This window comes from Tunturiibacter lichenicola (assembly GCF_051013355.1).
Classification (GTDB): domain Bacteria; phylum Acidobacteriota; class Terriglobia; order Terriglobales; family Acidobacteriaceae; genus Edaphobacter; species Edaphobacter lichenicola_F.
Map to the genome: position 1 here is coordinate 4,100,660 of NZ_CP132944.1, position 19,363 is coordinate 4,120,022.

Annotated in this window: 13 protein-coding genes; 7 read left to right on the forward strand and 6 right to left on the reverse strand. The window is 56.2% G+C overall.

Features of this window, described 5'->3' with window-relative positions; all coding sequences use genetic code 11:
• Window positions 1-27: 27 nt before the first annotated feature.
• The 3 genes from RBB82_RS17210 (at window position 28) to RBB82_RS17220 (ending at window position 9,618) form a co-directional block, all read left to right on the forward strand.
• Window positions 28-1,848, forward strand: coding sequence for an acyl-CoA dehydrogenase family protein (locus tag RBB82_RS17210; RefSeq protein WP_433971978.1), 1,821 nt, complete (start codon window positions 28-30; stop codon window positions 1,846-1,848).
• 336 nt (window positions 1,849-2,184) lie between these two features.
• A complete protein-coding gene (locus RBB82_RS17215) occupies window positions 2,185-5,142 on the forward strand; it encodes a protease pro-enzyme activation domain-containing protein (protein WP_433971979.1) in 2,958 nt (985 codons plus the stop codon).
• 195 nt (window positions 5,143-5,337) lie between these two features.
• Window positions 5,338-9,618 carry an Ig-like domain repeat protein gene (locus tag RBB82_RS17220; protein ID WP_433971980.1) on the forward strand — a complete coding sequence of 1,427 codons (4,281 nt, stop codon included), beginning with the start codon at window positions 5,338-5,340 and terminating at the stop codon, window positions 9,616-9,618.
• 33 nt (window positions 9,619-9,651) lie between these two features.
• Here RBB82_RS17220 and ppk1 read toward each other — a convergent pair whose 3' ends face one another.
• A complete protein-coding gene (ppk1, locus tag RBB82_RS17225) occupies window positions 9,652-11,802 on the reverse strand; it encodes a polyphosphate kinase 1 (protein WP_433971981.1) in 2,151 nt (716 codons plus the stop codon).
• A gap of 164 nt (window positions 11,803-11,966) precedes the next feature.
• Between ppk1 and RBB82_RS17230 the strand changes: the two genes are divergently transcribed.
• Genes RBB82_RS17230 through RBB82_RS17240 form a run of 3 tightly spaced genes read left to right on the forward strand, consistent with a single transcriptional unit; the run spans window position 11,967 to window position 13,094 of the window.
• Entirely contained in the window at window positions 11,967-12,542 is a 576-nt protein-coding gene (locus RBB82_RS17230) for an RNA polymerase sigma factor (RefSeq protein ID WP_433971982.1), read from the forward strand.
• Window positions 12,543-12,552: 10 nt separating this feature from the next.
• Window positions 12,553-12,888 (forward strand): hypothetical protein, encoded by a 336-nt coding sequence (locus RBB82_RS17235; RefSeq protein WP_433971983.1) that lies wholly within the window; start codon window positions 12,553-12,555, stop codon window positions 12,886-12,888.
• Window positions 12,885-13,094 (forward strand): hypothetical protein, encoded by a 210-nt coding sequence (locus tag RBB82_RS17240; RefSeq protein ID WP_433971984.1) that lies wholly within the window; start codon window positions 12,885-12,887, stop codon window positions 13,092-13,094. Before RBB82_RS17235 ends, RBB82_RS17240 begins: the two co-directional genes overlap by 4 nt.
• Before the next feature lie 15 nt (window positions 13,095-13,109).
• On the opposite strand, the gene RBB82_RS17245 is transcribed toward RBB82_RS17240, so the two are convergent.
• The 3 genes from RBB82_RS17245 to RBB82_RS17255 all read right to left on the reverse strand — a co-directional run bounded on the left by RBB82_RS17245 (window position 13,110) and on the right by RBB82_RS17255 (window position 16,609).
• Window positions 13,110-14,522 (reverse strand): L-fucose/L-arabinose isomerase family protein, encoded by a 1,413-nt coding sequence (locus tag RBB82_RS17245; protein WP_433971985.1) that lies wholly within the window; start codon window positions 14,520-14,522, stop codon window positions 13,110-13,112.
• A 103-nt stretch (window positions 14,523-14,625) separates the two neighbouring features.
• Complete coding sequence (locus RBB82_RS17250) at window positions 14,626-14,868, reverse strand: hypothetical protein (protein WP_433971986.1); 243 nt, start codon at window positions 14,866-14,868, stop codon at window positions 14,626-14,628.
• Between the two features lie 13 nt (window positions 14,869-14,881).
• Window positions 14,882-16,609 (reverse strand): sodium:solute symporter family protein, encoded by a 1,728-nt coding sequence (locus tag RBB82_RS17255; RefSeq protein WP_433971987.1) that lies wholly within the window; start codon window positions 16,607-16,609, stop codon window positions 14,882-14,884.
• 346 nt (window positions 16,610-16,955) lie between these two features.
• Here RBB82_RS17255 and RBB82_RS17260 point away from each other — a divergent pair, with 346 nt between their 5' ends.
• Window positions 16,956-17,330, forward strand: a complete 375-nt coding sequence (locus RBB82_RS17260) for a hypothetical protein (RefSeq protein WP_433971988.1) — start codon at window positions 16,956-16,958, stop codon at window positions 17,328-17,330.
• A 120-nt stretch (window positions 17,331-17,450) separates the two neighbouring features.
• Here RBB82_RS17260 and RBB82_RS17265 read toward each other — a convergent pair whose 3' ends face one another.
• Window positions 17,451-18,431 (reverse strand): COX15/CtaA family protein, encoded by a 981-nt coding sequence (locus tag RBB82_RS17265; RefSeq protein WP_433971989.1) that lies wholly within the window; start codon window positions 18,429-18,431, stop codon window positions 17,451-17,453.
• A 69-nt stretch (window positions 18,432-18,500) separates the two neighbouring features.
• A complete protein-coding gene (gene proC / locus RBB82_RS17270; RefSeq protein WP_433971990.1) occupies window positions 18,501-19,352 on the reverse strand; it encodes a pyrroline-5-carboxylate reductase in 852 nt (283 codons plus the stop codon).
• Between the last annotated feature and the right edge of the window lie 11 nt (window positions 19,353-19,363).

Here is a 19,363-nt window from a genome sequence, read left to right on the forward strand (position 1 = left end):
TTCAGAATTCGCAGAAGGAGTAAGACCATGGCAACGATGACCACACCCGAACCGACCACTGCTTCCCGTATTGCGGGCGGCAGCTTCCTTATCAGCGACCCAACACCTGTGGACTGTTTTTTCCCGGAGGATTTTACCGACGAGCAGAAGCAGATTGCGGAGACGACTGCGAACTTTGCCCTCAATGAGATTATGCCGGCGTCTGATGCGATTGAAGCAAAGGACTTTTCGGTGACGAAGCGTCTGCTGAAGGAGGCCGCGGAGCTTGGGCTCACCGCGATCGATATTCCTGAGGAGTATGGCGGACTGGAGATGGATAAGGCGTCGTCGGCCATTGTCGCCGAGAACATCTCGAAGCAGGCTAGTTTCTCTGTGGCGTTCTCTGCACATACCGGCATCGGTACACTGCCGCTGGTGTGGTACGGGAACGCGGAGCAGAAGAAGAAGTATCTGCCGAAGATTGCGTCGGGAGAGATTGTGTCGGCCTATGCGTTGTCGGAGTCGACCAGTGGCTCGGACGCGGTGAATGCCAAGACGAAGGCGGTGCTCTCTGCCGATGGAAAGACCTACACGCTGAACGGTGAGAAGATGTGGATCTCGAATGCGGGATTTGCGGATCTGTTTACTGTGTTTGCGAAGTGCGCGATTCCAGATGGGCCGGATGCAGGGAAGGAGAAGCTTACGGCGTTCTTGATCGAGCGTGGGACACCTGGTTTTACGCAAGGGAAGGAAGAGCACAAGCTTGGTATTCGCGGCAGTTCGACTTGCCCGTTGATCCTGACTGACTGTGTGATTCCGGCCGGCAACCTTCTGGGTGAGGTGGGTAAGGGACATCATATTGCGTTCAATATTTTGAATGTGGGTCGTTACAAGCTGGGCAATGCTGCCATTGGCGGTGGACGAATGGCGTTGAATAACGGGATTCGCTATGCCATCGATCGTAAGGCGTTTGGTAAGTCCATCTCGGAGTTCGGGTTGATCCAGGAGAAGATTGCGAACTGCGCTACCGGGATCTTTGTTGGCGGTGCGGTCTGCTATCGGACGGTTGGACTGATCGATCGTGCTCTTGCGGGGGTGGACAAGAACGATACGAAGGAGATTCAGAAGCGTATTGAGAACTACGCGGTTGAGTGTTCGATTGTGAAGGTGTGGGCGAGCGAGATGCTTGACATGGTCGTCGACGAGACGCTGCAGATCTTCGCCGGTTATGGCTACGTCGAGGAGTATCCTGCTGAGCGCGCTTACAGGGATGCTCGTATCAACCGTATATTCGAGGGTACAAACGAGATCAATCGCCTCATCATTACGGGCTGGCTGATGAAGTCGGCGATGAGCGGCAAACTGGCTCTGATGCCTGCAATCAAGGAGTTGATGGACGAGGTGATGTCAGGACCTAGCGAGAAGGCGGAGCGCGACGGCCCGCTGGCTGACGAGCTCAATCTTCTCTCCAACGCGAAGAAGCTGACGTTGTTTGTCGCTGGGGCGGCTACGCAGAAGTACATGACCCAGATCGCCGATGAGCAGGAGGTGATGGGATCAATCGCCGATATGATCATCGAGGTGTTTGCGATGGAGAGTGCGATTCTGCGCGCGGAGAAGATTGCGGCTGCGCAGGGGAGCGAGACCTCCGCGATACCGGTGGCGATGGCGCGCATCTATGCCGATAAGGCGATGTCGACGATTGAGCTGGCGGCGCGCAAGGTGATTGCTGCGGTTGCTGAAGGCGATATGTTGCGGACCCAGCTTACGATTCTTCGTCGTCTCTCCAAGCACGACTCGGCCGATACCATTAGTCTGCGGCGTCAGGTGGCACGCCACGTGATTAAAGCGGGCAAGTATAGCTTGTAAGGTTCCTTGTTTCAGCGGGCGAGCTTTGAGGGGCCAACCAACGCGCTGATGGTTGGCCTTTCATTGCCTGCGAGGTTGCTCTGAATAAAATTTTCAGTCTCGCAGGGTGCGCGGTCAAGACGTGAAGACATAATTGTGGGTCCTAATTGCAAGTCCACGGCTTCCCGGAATGGATTCGCGAATTAATCTCTTTGCGTGTAGACGCAACATTTCTCTACAACGTCTGTCTAAGCATGTACCTTGGTCTCTATGCTCTGGTTCAACGGAACCGGTTTCATCCTGAGTGGGTCGACCAGCAGGCCACTTTGTAAACTGGTAAGAAGGTAGAAAATATCCATGCGCAGCCGTTTTCTCGCTTCACTGACTCTTCCCGTCGCCCTCTTTGCTGCATCGATGAGCGCCGTCGCCCATGCCGCCGTCCGCGACCGGATCGCCGGCACGATCAACAGCGGAAGTCGCGTTGCGATGCCTGGGATGATCATGGCGCGCGCTAAGAATTCAACGGATCTGGGTCTGGCGCCGGCCAATACGAAACTAAATTCGTTGTCGTTGCGTTTCAGCATGACCGCGGCCCAGCAGGCAGATCTGACACAGCTTCTGGCTGCGCAGCTGAACCCCAGCTCGCCAAGTTATCACCAGTGGCTGACTCCAGAGCAGTTTGGCGCGCGGTTTGGACTGAGTAGCGCGGATCTGGCGAAGGTTTCGTCGTGGCTCACCAGCCAGGGGTTCACCATCACAAGTGTTTCTCGCAGTTCTACTTTTATCAATTTCACCGGTACTGTGGCGCAGGCGCAGACCGCATTTGGCACTACCATTCACAGTTTGTCTTATAACGGTGAGCAGCACATCTCGAACATGACGGATCCGGTCATCCCGTCGGCCATTGCGAGCGTTGTGGGTGTCGTGAACGGGTTGAATGATTTCAAACTTAAACCACGCTCCCGTGCGCGTCACGCCTCGTCTATCGACCCGTCGCAGCCGCTCTACACGCTGAACAGCACTACCCCGCCAAGTCACTTCATCTCTCCAGCTGACTTCTATACGATCTATGACTTCAATCCTTTAGCTACTTCTTCAGCGCCGGCAGGCGGGACGGGAGTAACGATTGCTGTGATGGGGCAGACCGATCTTACTGCGAATCCAGACCCCAACATCGCCCAGTTTCGTGCGGCGGCTGGCCTTCCCTCCCTCACCGCCAATCCAATCAAACTACAGCTTGTGGGGACAGATCCCGGCCTCTCAACGGGAGATATCGACGAAGCACATCTGGATCTGGAGTGGTCGGGTGCTGCCGCTCCGGGAGCCACTCTCCTCTACGTCTACAGTGAAGATGTCTTCACTTCCCTCGATTATGCCGTTGACTCCAAAGTCGCTCCGATCATTACCATTAGCTATGGCGAGTGTGAGAGCGGATGGGGCACCGCAATGCTCGCCAGCAACAATTTGGTCCTTGAAAAGGCGAACGCTCAGGGTCAGACCATCATAAGTTCTTCGGGTGACTCTGGTTCTACCGACTGCGATGTAACCGGGCTTGCTACCGAAGGTCTCAATGTGGACTTTCCTGCCAGTTCGCCTTACGTGACCGCCGCCGGCGGAACGATGTTTAGTGGTGACGCGAGTACACCAGCCAATTATTGGAGCAGCAGCAACGGCTCCAATGGAGGTTCGGTCCTGCCCTCACCTGGGTACATCCCCGAACAGCCCTGGAACGAAACTACCGCCTCCGCTGGGCTTGGCGATAACGCCGGCAATGGCGGAGGTGCAGGTGGTGGCGGCGCGAGCGCATTCTTCGCTAAACCTGCATGGCAGGTAGGCACAGGAGTTCCCCTAGACTCAGCTCGCGACTTGCCAGATTTTTCACTGAACGCTGCCGCTGAGCATGATGGTTATCTTGTCTGCAGCTCGGGCGATAGCACCACCACAGCGGAGCCCACATGTACGAATGGCTTCCTCTCCTCTGCTGGAGTGCCAAACGTCTTCGGTGGCACCTCATTCGTAGCGCCCACCTTTGCGGGTATTCTTGCGCTCGTCGAGCAGAAACTTGGCAATACCACTGGCCTTGGCAATATCGGGCCAACGCTGTACGGCTTCCTGAACGGGCCGACATATTCCAGCGTCTTCCACGACATCAACTCTGGCAGCAACGCTGTTCCATGCACGCAGGGAACGCTGAACTGCCCGAGTGGCGGCTCGATTGGTTCCTACAACGCAGGTACTGGATATGACCAGGCTTCTGGTATTGGCAGTATCGATGTCAATCAGCTCGTGAACGGCTGGAGCTCGGTGACTCCAACTGGTTCAGGCAGCACGGTCGGGGCTGGCATCACAACCACTGCACTTACGACCAGCAGCCAGTTGTGCGCGGTCTCGTCGGGCACCCTTGCACTGAGCGTCGCGGTGACTGGTTCCATCTCAGGGACAACACCCACGGGATCTGTTCAATTCTTTGTCGATAACGTAGCCGTAACGGCGAGCACAACGCAGCTGCAAGGCGGAACCGCAACCTACACTCTGGCTACTTCTTCGCTTTCGTCGGGCGGCCACACTGTCAGCGCGGTCTATTCCGGCGATGGCAACTACGCGGGATCGAAGGGAACGCTTCTTGCACCGGCTAATCTCAGCGGGGTCGTTGTTGTTCCGAACGAGGGCAGCTTCCCGCTTTACCCTAACGGCGCATTGGCATCGGTCGATATCGTCTCGGGAACTAAACCAGATTTTTCGATCACCAATAGCTCGTCAACTAGTCCATGTGGCGCAACCGCGACTGTGCTGCCCGGCGCTACGGCTTCGGGAATTACGTTCGTCATCACACCGTTCAACGGGTTCCAAGGGACGGTCAACCTCACTGCTACGAATCAAGACGGGATGGCCGCAACAACAAGCTTCTCAGTTTCGCCCGTGAGTATTACGACCGCTTCTGGAGTCAACACGTCCTTTGTTGTGCAGGCCTCTCAGCCGACGACTGCGAAACTTATCAAGCCCCGAACGATTCCATCGGGTAAAGTGCCTTGGTATGCTGCCGGCTCTGGCGCTACGCTCGCCGGTTTGCTTCTTCTCACGCTTCCACGTCGCCGTCGATGGACTGCACTTCTCGCAGTGGTGCTTTCCGCTGCTGCTTTGACCACGTTCGGCTGCGGAGGTTCAAGCACTTCGAATACCGGTGGCGGCGGGAGCGGCGGCGGCGGGACTACTCCAGTCAACGATGCGGCTCCGGGTACCTATACCTTCACGATTACCGCAACAACCAGCACAGGGTTGGTGCATAGCATACAGGCGGCTTACACCGTTCAGTAATCTAAGAGTGGTTACTTTAGCCGCGCCTCTCATGGCGCGGCTTTTCCTTTAACGGAACTATCACCCAAATATGCCATTTTGGGTTACAAATCTTTCTTGACGCGGCTTCGGGATCAGGAAAGAATCAGGCCTACTTTATTGCTTCACTTGTTTTGCTGAGGAGTTCACGATCTTCTCAGCATTTGGAAATAACGAATGCCTGGTCTCTCAAGAGTTTTGTTGTTGTCCCTGCACCCTGTCGTTTTGTTGCTTGCTGCCCTTGCTCCGGCATCTGCACAGTCTCCGCTACCCGCTCCGCGGTCGCGGATTCTCCAAGCCGTTGACGACAGTCACCGCACGGTCCTTCACGGCAATACCCACCCTCTGGCGCGCGCTGAGTTCGACCAAGGCGCTCTCGCAGATGCCACACCGCTTCGCCGCATGGTTCTGGTTCTCCAACGCAGCGCAGACCAGGAGACCGAGCTGCAACAGCTTATCGACGAGCAGCAGGACAAGAGCTCGTCGATGTATCACCAGTGGCTCACGCCCGATAGCTTCGGTGCTGCGTTTGGCCCGTCGGATCGTGACATCTCTGCAGTCACTACGTGGCTCTCTGGTCATGGCTTCTCAAATCTACAGGTCAATGCCGGACGCACTCTCATTGAATTCAACGGGACCGCAGGGATGGTGCGAAGTGCCTTTCGTGTTGGCATGCATCGTTATGCGATTCAGGGAGAGCAGCATTTCGCAAACGACTCCGACCCGCAGATTCCCGCTGCGCTTGCTCCGGTCGTCGCAGGCATTGCATCGCTCAACAACTTTCCACGCAAAGCATCGAGTCACAGGGCAGGTAACTTTCGTCATGATGTGGCGACCAATCGCACGACCCCTCTGTCCGAGCAACGATCGGGGAAAGCTCTTCCAGCCTTCACGATCGATAATGGCGGTGTCGCGGCTTATGGAGTAACTCCATACGACTTCGCCACGATCTATAACGTTCTTCCACTCTGGAACGCCAGCACGCCGATCGACGGTACGGGTCAGACGATCGCCATCGTTGGTCAGACGGATATCAATCCAGCCGATTTTGTTAACTTCCGCAAGCTATTCAGCCTGCCTCTCGGAAACACCGCGACTCCTACGGGAACGGAGTACCTCAACATTATTTACAACGGCCCGAACCCGGGGGTGACAGGAGACGAGGGTGAGGGTGACATCGATACACAGTGGTCTGCTGCCGTTGCAAAGAGAGCGATCATCGACTATGTCGTCTCTGAAGGAACCGAGGTGATGCAGGGGACGGACCTATCGGCGATTTACATCGTCAATAACAATCTTGCGCCTGTGATGAGTTATAGCTACGGCGAATGCGAGCTATTTCTTGGTACTTCGGGAAACAGTTTTTACAAGACACTCTGGCAGCAGGCTGCTGCACAGGGCATCACTGTACTGTTGGCAAGTGGAGACTCCGGATCGGCGGGTTGCGATAATGCCGGTGTCATAGGCGCCAGCGGCGGAATCGCCGTCAACGGTATTGGAAGCACGCCCTACAACATCTCTGTCGGCGGCACTGACTTCTATATGCCTCAGGGAGGCGCTGCCTTCTGGAGCGCCACCAATAGCTCTGCCACGCAAGCCTCGGCCAAAGGCTACATCCCCGAATCTCCCTGGAATGAGAGTTGCACCAACAGTGTATTCAGCACCTCACGCATCTTTTCCGGCGAGACGCGCGAACAGGTTTGCAATAGCGCGACTGCTGTGGTTGATGGCCTCCTCAGCGTAGTCGGTGGTGGCGGCGGCCCCAGTTCCTGCACTCAGTCCAATGGCACATCTCCCGCAAGTTGCAGAGGCGGGTACGCCAAGCCATCATGGCAAACTGGCGTTGGCGTTCCGTCTGACGGCGTCCGCGATACTCCCGACGTCTCTTTGTTTGCCAGTTCGGGTTTCTTCGGGGCCTTCTATGTGGTCTGCCAACAGAGTACGAATCCCGACGGCCAGCCCTGCAGTCTCGGTGGTCCGACGTACGACTTTGCAGGGTATGGCGGGACCTCAGTCGCGGCCCCCGCATTCGCCGGAATTTTGTCCTTGGTCAATCAGAAGATGGGAAGCCGTCAGGGCAACGCCAACTATGTTCTTTATCGTCTAGCTAGCCAGCAGGCCAAGGCCGGCACGGCTTGTAGCGCTATCACCGGAACTCCGGCTGCTGGGTGCGTCTTTAACGACATCACTACGGATACGACCGCGATGCCCTGTCTTAAGGGCACTCCGAATTGCACCGCGACTAATCCAAACGATCTCTATGGCACTCTCTCAGGCTTCAACAGCACCTCTGGCTACGATCTGACGACAGGATTGGGCAGCGTCAACGCTGCGAACCTCGTCGAGAACTGGTCGAACGCCAGCTTCACGGCTAGTGCGACGAAGCTTTCGCTCTCTCCCTCAACGATCTCGCATGGGAGCAGCGTGGCTGCTACTGTCAACGTGACCTCTACCACCGGTGCGCCAACGGGGGACGTTTCGATCAATGCGTTATCGGCCAATGGTTCCATACAAACCGGTACGCTACACGACGGCAGCTATACTGCGTCGCTCAACAAATTTCCTGGAGGCTCATATTCGGTTCAGGCTCACTACGCCGGTGACGGCACCTATGCATCCAGCGATTCAAATCCCGTCACTCTGACGGTAACTCCAGAAGCCAGCACTACGACGCTTGCGCCTCTGCTCTTCAACGCAATCTCCGGAGTTAGTACGCCAGTGGCGTCGGGCTTGACGTATCCGTATGGCGGTGTCTTTGTCTTTGGAGTCGCTGTAGCCGGTAGTTCAGGGCAGGGAGTCGCTACCGGCAACATCGCCCTCACTGACTCAGGTATCCCGCTTGATGGCGGTGTCTTTCGCCTTAACTCGACTTCGAATACCGAAGATCAGACCCGTTCGCTTGCGCCCGGAAAGCACGTCATCTCCGCAAGCTACTCGGGCGACGCAAGTTTCAATGCGAGCCGATCGTCTTCGTTCTCTGTCACGATCGTCAAAGCCCAAACGGACAGCGTTGTTCAGACTACCTCTGGATACGTCTCCGCCGCAGCGACCGTCACGCTCACCGCTCAAATCAATGCGCAAGGCTTTGCTGCCAGCGGACTAGATGGCTTCGGCGCCGCCGCGCCAAGTGGCGTAGTAACTTTCACCTCCGGAAGTACAACGCTCGGGAGTTCAGTAGTCACGCAAAATGTCTTTCCCGCTGCTTCAACAGACACTGGTGTTGCGAACTTCACTTTTCCGGCGAATCAACTGCCAATCGGAAACAACTCGATCACGGCCAGTTATTCCGGCGACGCCAACTATCAGCCCTCGGTCTCTTCAGCGGCTGGCGTTTACGTTGCTGCCTCGACACTTGCCACCAGCACTACTTCTCTCACTCTATCGAGCCCTTCCGTAGCGCCGGGAGATCCTTTCACCTTCACGGCAAGCGTCTCATCTGGGAGCGCCCAACCCACTGGCACCGTCACTTTTATCAGCGATGGCCAAGCGATAAGCAGCCAGCTCCCGCTCTCGGGCGGTACCGTCAGCGTGTCGAGCAAATCTCTCGCGATCGGAATTGGTTCGCATATCATCACGGCAGTTTACTCCGGGGATGCAAACTACCAGGCCTCCGTCTCCGCTCCTGTTCCTTTCAGTATCAGCTCTGCGAATTCACCTAGCACCGTGTCGGTCGCACTCTCCGATGCAAGTGCTGTCCAAGGGATCAGCGTCACCGTTGTTGCGACGATCGCGCCGGCTTCGCCCAGGCCGGGTGGCACGGCACAGTTGATACTTGATGGCAATCTTTATGGCCAGCCACTGACAGTAACCGGCGTTACCATCACTCTTCCGCTGCTGACCAACACGCTCCAGTCCGGTGTACACGCCGTACAGGTCACTTACTCAGGCGACAATGCGCATAGATCAACTACGTCGGTTGCGGCCACTCTTAACGTCTTCGACCCAACTGGGAGCTTTACCCTCTCGCCATCCACCACATCTACCAGCACATCTCAAGGCAAAAACTCTGAAGCCGTTACTCTGACCGTAAATCCCACTGGCGGCTTTGCTTCGCCCATCACCTTTGCTTGCACTGGCGGGCTGCCTGCAGGAGCTGTCTGCACCTTTGCCCCGGTCACGAGCGCACCGATTGGCTCAGAGCCGGTAACCACCGTTCTGACAATCTCCACTACCGCCGGCCAGACCGCCGCCGAATATAATGCTGTCTCAGGCATCTCTCGAGGCGTCGGAGTCATGGTGGCAGGGATGTTCCTGTTCTTCCGCCCTGGCCGCAACCGTCGATGGAGCGCGCTGACGGCCCTTCTCCTGTTTTCTTCTTTGGGAGTCCTCAGTGGCTGCGGCCGAGGTGGAGTCGACCCGAACTCAAGCCTCCTTCGTCCGGGGACCTACGCCGTCACTGTAAGTGCAGCTGGTGGCTCGACCATCCAGACTGTCATCATCAACTACACCGTTCAGTAGTGGTCGGTGTTTTGGGCAAATGCGATGAGCTGGTTATTTTTGTTTCGGAGATTCAGAGGCCTTCTCAACACTACCTTCTGCCACTTGCATCAGGTAATTTTGAGCACTGAACGCAACCCCAGTCTTTGGCGCACGCACATATTCTCCGTCAGGCTGTAGCAGTCGTGCCTTGGTGTTGTCTGTCAGATATGCCATAAGAATCTCTTCACGCAGCCGCTTGTGCAAGTCAGGCTGCGTCACAGGAAATACCACCTCGCATCGTTCGATGAGATTACGGGGCATCCAGTCCGCGCTTCCGCAGTAGACCTCCTCCTTGCCGCCATTGGCAAAGCAGAAGATCCGACTATGTTCAAGGAATCGTCCGACAATGCTGCGCACTCGTATCCGCTCGCTCAGTCCTTTCACGCCTGGCCGCAGCGAACACATACCCCGGACGATCAGATCGATCTCAACACCTGCCTTCGAGGCCAGATACAACGCTTCGACCGTTCTCCGGTCTAGAAGGCCATTCATCTTGGCAATGATGGATGCAGGACGACCCGCCTTCGCATGGGCCGCTTCCCTCTCGATCAGCTCAACCAGCCCGTCGGCCAGCGTCAGCGGCGCGACCATCAGTGGTTTGTAAGACTCTGACTCGGTCTCAGCCGTGAGGTAGTTAAAGACCTTCTGCACCTCGCCGGTAATGTCTGGTTTCGAGGTCAGCAGGCTGATATCGCTATAGAAACGCGCAGTAACAGGATTGTAGTTTCCAGTTCCCAGGTGCGCGTATCGCCTCACCACACCGTCCGGGTCGCGTCGAACCAGCAGGGACAACTTGCAGTGCGTCTTCAATCCAAAGATGCCGTGAAAGACACCTACACCAGCGTCTTCCAACTCACGCGCCCAGCGGATGTTCGAGTCCTCATCGAAGCGGGCCATGAGTTCTACAACAACGGTAACTTCCTTGCTCTGTCCAGCCTCGGTCAAGGCTGTGAAGATCGACGAATCGTTGCTGGTCCGATAGAGCGTCTGCTTCATTGAAATTACAAGCGGATCCGCCGCCCCGGCACCGATAAACTCCTCGACCGTTTTGTACGAGTCGAAGGGATGATGAAGCATTACATCTCGTTTCCGTAGCTCGTCGAATATGTCGGTGCACTTCGGACTCAGCTTGAACTCTTTTGCGACGAACGCCGGATACTTCAGCAGTGGCTGCTTGACCTGCGAATAAAGGTTCATGAGCCGAGAGAGGTTGACCGGGCCATTTGTCTTGAAGACCTGATCGGGCTCCAACTCGAAGTTGATCCTCAGTCGCTCGATCATCTCCTCGGTAGCGGAACTCTCAATCTCCAGGCGAACAGCATCCCCTTTGCGCCGATTATGTAACTCAGCACGAACACTTTCCAGTACAGAACGCGACTCTTCCTCCTGCATGTAGAGATTGCTGTTGCGGGTGACGCGGAAAGCCGACCGCGACAATATCTCGTATCCGCGGAACATCCTTTCCACCTGAGATTCGACTAGCTCATGCAGCAGGATGAAGTCGCAGTTGCCGCCAGTACCTGGCAGCGAAACCAGCCGCGGCAACGCACGAGGCACCGTGACCACGCCCAAAGACGTCGCTGCTTTAACGCCGCGACGCTTGTGCCGCAGCATTAAGCCGATGCAAAGCGCCTTGTTCAGCACACGGGGAAAAGGATGCGAAGGATCGATCGTTACTGGAGTGAGTAAGGGATCGACCTCATTCTCATAGAAGTCCAGCGCCTGTCTCCGCGCCACATCGCTTAACTCGCTCCAGCGTAGTATGCGGATCTTCTGCGCCTGCAAGGCTGGCATAAGCTGCTCGTTCAGGCAACGGTACTGCGCATTCACAAACTCGTGGATCCGGATCATCAGTCCATCGAGCCGTTCCTGAGGAGTCAAGCCGCCTTCGTCGGGCGGCTGCGCCAGATTGTAACCATCTTCGATTCGCTGCAGGAAACCTGCGACTCGAATCTCAACAAACTCGTCCAGATTGCTGGCGGTGATTGCCAAAAACTTGACCCGCTCCAGCAACGGGTTCGTCTCGTCCTGAGCTTCTTCCAGCACACGCTGGTTGAAACGCATCCATGACTCGTCTCGGCTGAAGAACAGATTTTCAACAACCTTTGGTGCAGCTTTTTTCGCGCTGGAAGACCTTCCGGGAGTGTGTTTCTTCGTAGTCATAGAGGTCTAAAAGATTACCGCACTCGTATGAAACCTCAGTATGAAGAACCGGCGAATATCGGTAGGAACCGTCTTTGTCACGACTTGCAGGGCACCACTGCCCTATTTCAATAAATATTGCACTCCCTAAAATATTTGCGCTGGCCATCCGTCTACACCTGTAGATGAGTGAAATTCCAAGCAACTGGACGATTATCGAGCAAGATCAGCTCCTCTCCCAGGCACTTGAGAGAGATCGCCCTAGACTGCGCAGCTTTATCCGTAAGCACGTAGCCGATACAGGTGAAGCCGAGGACATACTTCAAGATGTTTTCTACGAACTCCTTGAGGCGTATCGCCTGATGAAGCCCGTAGAACATGTAACCGCGTGGCTCTATCGTGTGGCGCGAAATCGCATGATCGATCTTTTTCGAAGGAGTAAGCCAAGTTCGCTCAACAATCCGGTGTCGGCAGAAGATGAGGGCGACACGCTGGAAGACCTTCTTCCCTCAGCGGACGCGGGTCCGGAAGCCGCCTACGCTCGGAGCCTTCTTCTCGATGCGCTGGACGAGGCTTTGGAGGAGTTGCCTGAGGCACAACGTGAGGTGTTCGTTGCCCATGAATTGATGGGCCAGAGTTTCAAAGAGATATCCGCGGAGACAGGTCGAAGTGTCAACACGCTGCTCTCGCGCAAACGCTACGCAGTAATGCATTTACGCGAAAGTCTGCAATCGATCTACGAAAATTTTGGAAAGAAATAAGGAGTTAGATATGGGACGCCATCCGATACTTAAGGGAATTAGAATCGCGATCTCCGTTGTCATCGCCGTCATTGTGTTTGGCTTCATCGTCAAAAGCCTATGGAATGTCCTCATTCCACCAATCTTTGGATGGCACACGATCACCTTCTGGCAGGGAATTGGGCTGCTTCTGCTGAGCAAGATTCTCTTCGGCGGATTCCATCGCCATGGTGGGGGGCGTAACCGCTGGAGGCAACGCATGAAGGACCGTTGGGAGAACATGACCCCGGACGAGCGCGACAAGTTCCGCCGTGGAATGCGTTGTGGACGCGGTCCCTTCACCGCGTCTGCGGAGACTCAGATATGAATGACCTCGACGCAAGCCCCAGCAAAAGTGCAGAAGAGGTAGAGCTCGGAATATGCTACAGAGACCCTGTATCGCTAAGACGCTACAGCCAGTCCAATGTCGACTACAGCGAACGTCTTGTCGAGCTTGAGATGGAGAATTTGCGCCTGCATCGCCTTGTTGCAGAGCTGCTGATCAAAAACCAGCAGCTCCGCAAGCCGGTCTAGAGGCGCAAATACACTTTAGCGATGCCAGTGCATCTTCCAGCCGAGATATTTGTTGCCTGCTTCGTAAACGTGAGCTGCGGTGGTTGAGAAGTTGGCAGCGACGTGGTGTTCAAACCCGTTCTCGCAGATGTATCTCAACAACTCCTGCATCTTCGGGATTTCAACGACACCGGCTCCGCCAAAGGTGTGGAGCGGGTCGTTTGTGAAGGCGCCCTCGCCAACGTAGCCGGTGATCTGTCCGGCGAAGTCATCGGTTGAAAAGCGGGCGAAGCTCATTGCTCCGGCCTTCACCGTTCCGTCGAGAGTGCCGTGCGTGTTCTCTTTGCCTACGGTGCCAGCGATGATCTGCTGGAAGTCCATCTTCACTCCCTCATTGAAAAAGTGCTTGGGCAGGTTTGAACAATGGAAACATACAGCCTTGTCCGGATTGTCGCCGTAGTTGTTGTTCCAGTCCAGTAGTGCGCTGGGTGTTTCGCTGGCCAGCGTCAACGCATACATACTCAGGGTGCCCAGCACGTCTACCTCGCAGGCGGAAGGAATCAGATTCTCGCTCATCATGCTCATCACGGTGCAGGGAACGATGCCGAGGAACTCTTCGATCGAGGTCCAGCACTGCACCGCACTTACGGTGAGTTCGCTGGCGGCCATCCACTGGTCGATCACCGCGCCCAGCTTCGCCATCTTCAGCAGTGCAGCGTCAGGCGTCTCTCCGACCGGGATGTACTTCCTGATTGCTGCGAGCTTCGTCTGCGCAGCGTCGTCGGTATCGTTCATGCGTCCGATTCGCCCCATCACTTCGCTGAGATCGAGCGTTTCGACGGTGATGCCAGAGCGTTCCAGCAATTTTTCTGAGTAGCGAACTGTGTTGAATGCCGTGGGCCGCGCTCCAATTGCGCCGAAGCGCACGTTCTTCAGGCCACGCACGACGCGGCAGACGCCCGAAAACCATTCAAGGTCAGCCTTGAATTCCTTTGAGTCCGGAGCCTCTGTGTGCAGCTTCGTCAGAGAGTAGGGAATGCCGTACTGTTTCAGGTTGTTGCAGATCGACATCTTGCCGCAGAAGCTGTCGCGCCGAAACGCAATCGTCATCTTGCCGGCGTGGTCAGGAGTCGCTTGAATCAGCACTGGTACCTGAAGGTTAGCTAGCCGCAGCGCATCGGCGAGGCCGCGCTCTTCACCGAAGTTCGGCAGCGTAATGATGATTCCGTCGATCTCAGCCGCGTGCTTTTTGAATAACTTCGCGCACTTCTTCGCATCCTCATAGGTCTCGACTGCTCCGTGCGCGGTCTCCTCTGGTTTGAGGACAATGGGCTTGATTCCCGCGGCCTCGAGCGCTGCGATCATCTCGAGCCGTCCGCTGGTGGCGAGGTGACTCGGAAAAAATCCACGGTTACCTACAATCACGCCCATTGTCATTTGCTTTGCCATAATGCTCCTCAGTCCGTCTCAGCCCCCGCGGGGGTCTTGGTCTTAGTAGTCCATTCACACATCGCCTCGGTTATACCTTCGTTCCGCGGCACTTCAACAATTTCTATGCCCTGCCAGGGCGAAACCGGATTGAATAAAAAGCACCGAACACGGTTAGCACCACTCCCCACCACAATGTAGGGTGTAGCGACTCGAGCCATGGCAATAGCACTTCGTTCGCAGGTGGATGGTTGAACTCTGCAACTCCTGTGACCACAAGCACCAGGCCATAGGCCAACATCAAGATGCCGCAGAAGAACCAGATCGACAGTTCAGCCGACTCAATCTCGCGCTCTTTCTCATCCATAACTCTGCCACCTCTACCAAAAGATCAGGTTCAAAATAAAGAAGACGACGATGACGATGATGGCCCAGAAGATCGGCTTCTGCCAGATCGTCGTTGCCCCATCGTCAGGGATTGGCGTCACACCATAGACAAGTCCCGCGAGTTGCGCGGTTGGCACCGGTTTAGTCATCAGACTCACTACTACTGTGACGACTACGCAGATAATCCAGCTCCACAACGCGCGATAGAGATTTTCGGCCATCGGCTTCGCATTCGCACTCATGGCGATGTAGCGAAGAGCGCCGGCATCTCCTTGCACCCAGATAAACATTCCGACCGAAGAGACGGTTCCCGCCAGCAAGCCGAGAAAACCTCCCATATGCGTTGCACGCTTCCACAGCATGCCAAGGATCACCGTGCCGAACAGCGGAGCGATAAAGAAGCTGAACAGCGCCTGCACGTAATCCATGATGCTGGCGGCGTTCATGACGAGGTACGCGGTGCCGATCGACACCAACATGCCGATTACTGTCGACCAGCGTCCCATTGCGACATAGTGCTTATCGCTAGCCTTTTTGTTGATGAATGCGCCGTAGAGGTCATAGGTCCAGACGGTGGAGAACGCGCTGACGTTTCCCGCCATGCCGCTCATGAATCCGGCGATCAGGGCAGTGATGCCAAGACCGAGCAGTCCAGGGCCACAATAACGGATTAGCATCAACGGCAGCACTTCGTTGTAACTATGCTGTCCTGTCGTGGCTGCCACGCTCTCGGGAACCAGGTGCATGATGCTGCCATCAGCGTTCTTCAACACCGCCAGCGCCAGCAGCCCAGGCAAAATAACGATAAAAGGCACGGCCATTTTGAACGCCGCGCCGATCACTGGAGCCAGTTTGGCCGAACGTAGATTATTTGCGCTCAATACCCGCTGGACCACAAGAAAGTCGGTTGTCCAATATCCGAAGCTGATCACGAAGCCCAGCCCAAAGACGATTCCTGTCCAGTGCACTCCCATTGGGTTGTCTTTGAAGCTGCCCAGCGTGCTCCACATGTGCCCGTAGTCCGTTGTCCCAACGTTGACGGCGATCTGTGCCTTCAGCTTTGTCCATCCACCGGCTTCGATGAGGCCGAGGATCGGAATCATTGCGGCGCCAGCCCAAATCAACACAAACTGAAGTACTTCATTGATGATCGCCGACCGCAAGCCACCTAGCATCACGTATAAAGCAACCGTCGCTGCGCCCACCCAGATGCTAAAGCTAATGTTCCATCCAAGCACTGTCTTCATCACGAGTGCCATGGCGTACATATTGACGCCACTCATCAGGATGGTCATCACTGCAAACGAGACGGCTGATACTGCCCGCGCCCCTTCGCCGAACCGAAGCTGCAGGTAGCCGGGCACGGAGTGGGTCTTCGAGATGTAGTAGAACGGCATCATCACGATGCCGAGAAACAGCATCGCCGGGATCGCCCCGATCCAATACCAGTGCGCCGCCAGAATGCCATACTGATACGCCGCGCCGGCCCATCCCATCAGCTCCAGCGAACCGAGGTTGGCCGACACAAAACTCAGCCCGGCGATCCACGCTGTCATCTCGCGGCCAGCCAGGAAGAAGTCTTCGCTGGTATTTGCCTTGCCCTTTGCGTAAAAGCCGATGAAGACAACCAAAGCGAAATAAAGCACCAGGATGAGAATGTCAACGGGCGCCAATCTCGTCAGTTGTTGGTTCAGGAGCAAAATCGCTGCAGAAGCGTGCATTGGTCAGATCCCCGGGTAAACGTTATCTCGTGCGGAGAAGCAATTGCTGAAACGTCTACCTCTCTCCATTGAAGCTTTATACGGTCGCTGCAGAATCTTTTCGGTACACCACACGGGAATTACCCTTTCAGGATGGTGGGACCGAGAACTGTCGAACGTTGCAACTATACAACAATGATTTCGCCACAAGACAGATCAATCCTCTATCTTTCCGATCTGCACCGTAAGGACGAGACAGTTTCCCTATCTCTCGCCTTGCAATTGAGCCATCTTCGCTCTGCTTTGCATCACTTCTCTTCAACCGCTAATCTATCTGACAAGGGCTTATAAGCTCCAAGGAGAATCTATGAAAATTCGCAAGTTAGAGGCCGTGCTTCTGGCATCTGCGCTCACTATTTCCATGTCGGCCGGCCTCGCTCTCGCGCAGGACGTTGCCACCGATACGAAAAAGGCTGCCGATAAGACAGCAGACGGCACCAAGACAGTAGCGCACAAGACCGCCAGCGGCACCAAAACGGCTGCCGATAAGACGGCAGACGGCACCAAGACAGTAGCGCATAAAACTGCCAGCGGCACCAAAACAGCTGCCGACAAGACCGCGGATGGCACCAAGACAGTTGGTAAAGATATTGGTCATGGGACCAAAACCGCTGCCAAAGACACGGTCCACGGGACCGAAAAGCTCGGTGACAAGATCGCAGGTAAGCCCACACCGCAGTAGCGCTGTGGCAACCTGGCTTCCGATAACTCCTCAGGTCTCGAGATCGAGCTTGAGGAGTTTCCTGCTTTAAAGTGCTCACAAGCTAACCGCACGAACGTTTGTCGGACGAGGGCCCGCTCTTCAGATTGGGTGGTATGTCTCACGGGCATTGTGATTTGGCCATATCACTGCCGCTGCCAGCGTAACGAGAGCAACCCAGTACAGATCAGCGCCCAACAAGTGCATAATCTGCATCCACACCGGTGCCAGCAGTGCGACATCTGCTAGCCCTAACAAAAACTGAAACCCGAGCGATCCCAAAACCAGCCCTGCGAGTCGTCCAGCACCGGTCCGCCTCGCCTGAGCCACCAGCCAAAAGACGAACAGAGCCGCTATGACCGCACTCGCCGGGTGGACACCTCTCAACCGCAGGATCCACGGCGCACCTGCGGCAAAGTCCTGAGCAAACGCCGCCCGCAGAGAGGAAGCAGGGAAGAGCGTATCTCCCAAAGCTGCGAGCGAACCGCTCACTCCGACGATCAGAGTCGCCGCCAACCCCAATAGCGCCCAGAGCTTCTTTGCACCGTGAGCGCCCAGTTCCCGGCTGGTTTGCCCCGTACCGAGGAGCGTCGCCGTCAGCGTCAGCGCAGCTAACAGCAGCAGCGTATTGCTGAGATGGACCGACAGCAACACCACCCGCCCCACGGATTGATTGCCGGTCACGTATCCCAGCTTCACCAGCAACGCGCCAAGAAACGCCTCATTCAGCAGGAGCACCATTGAAATCACTGCCAGCGTTCGCGCCGCCTGCCCCTTCACGGTCCCCCGAAACGTCCATACCAGCAGCCCAATTACAAGAAACGTCGAGCCACCCGTCATACACCGGTGCGTGAACTCGATGATCGTGTCGACGCGCGGAGAAAGCGGAATTACCTGACCGTTGCACAGCGGCCAATGATTTCCGCAGCCAGCGCCCGAGCCCGTCGCGCGTACCAGCGCGCCCCATAGGACAACCAGCACGTTGTACGCCACCACGACCCACGCAAATCTCACGAGTGCCCGAGACACCTCAGGCCTCATCGTCAATTTCATCGGCACCGTTACCGCACCAGTCGCAGCCATATCCTTATTCTACGCAAGCTCCGTAGCAATGTTTCTCTACTGCGCGCCAGTACGAGCGAGTCCGGACTTCTATCCGTTTGCCAACTCTTTGGCACGCTGGGTCGCCCTCTTCACCGCTTTGATTAAGGTCACCCGCAGGCCACCTTCTTCGAGCTCGAGAATTCCATCGACGGTACATCCTGCCGGTGTCGTCACCGCGTCCTTCAACAGCGCCGGATGGTATCCCGTCTCGAGCACCATTCGAGCCGAACCGAGCGTTGTCTGTGCCGCCAGCAACGTCGCGATGTCCCGCGGAAGCCCAACGTTCACGCCGGCTTCAGCGAGCGCCTCGATGATGATGTAAAGGAACGCCGGCCCCGATCCCGACAAGCCGGTCACTGCGTCCATGTGTTTTTCATCGACGACAACAGTTCGGCCTACCGTCTGAAAGATCCGCTGCGCAACGGCCATCTGTTCCGCCGAAACAAAGCGACCGCTACAGAGTGCAGTGATTCCCGCAGCCAGCATCGCGGGAGTGTTTGGCATCGCACGAATCACCGGCAACTCGCAGCCAGCGCCATCCTCGATGCTCCGCGTCTTCACCGAAGCCGCGAATGAAAGCACCAGCTTCTCCGGCGTCAATGCAGGCTTGATCACCTCGATCAACGCCGGGACCTGAATCGGCTTCACGCCCAGCAAAATCACATCGGCCTGTTGCGCAGCAGCGAGATTGTCGGTCGTTACCTCGACCCCGAACTGTGCGGAAAGGGCCTGCGCACGTTCAGCATGATGCACGGTGGCGAAGATCTGCTCCGGTGCCAGCAGGTTGTTCTTCAGAAAGGCCTGCAGCAAAATGCCGCCCATCTTGCCTGCTCCCAGCACCGCGACCCGCAACTCCGGCATCACCGGCGGCGGAACCGAAACCTCATAGCTCTCACTCATCCCCAAAGGCT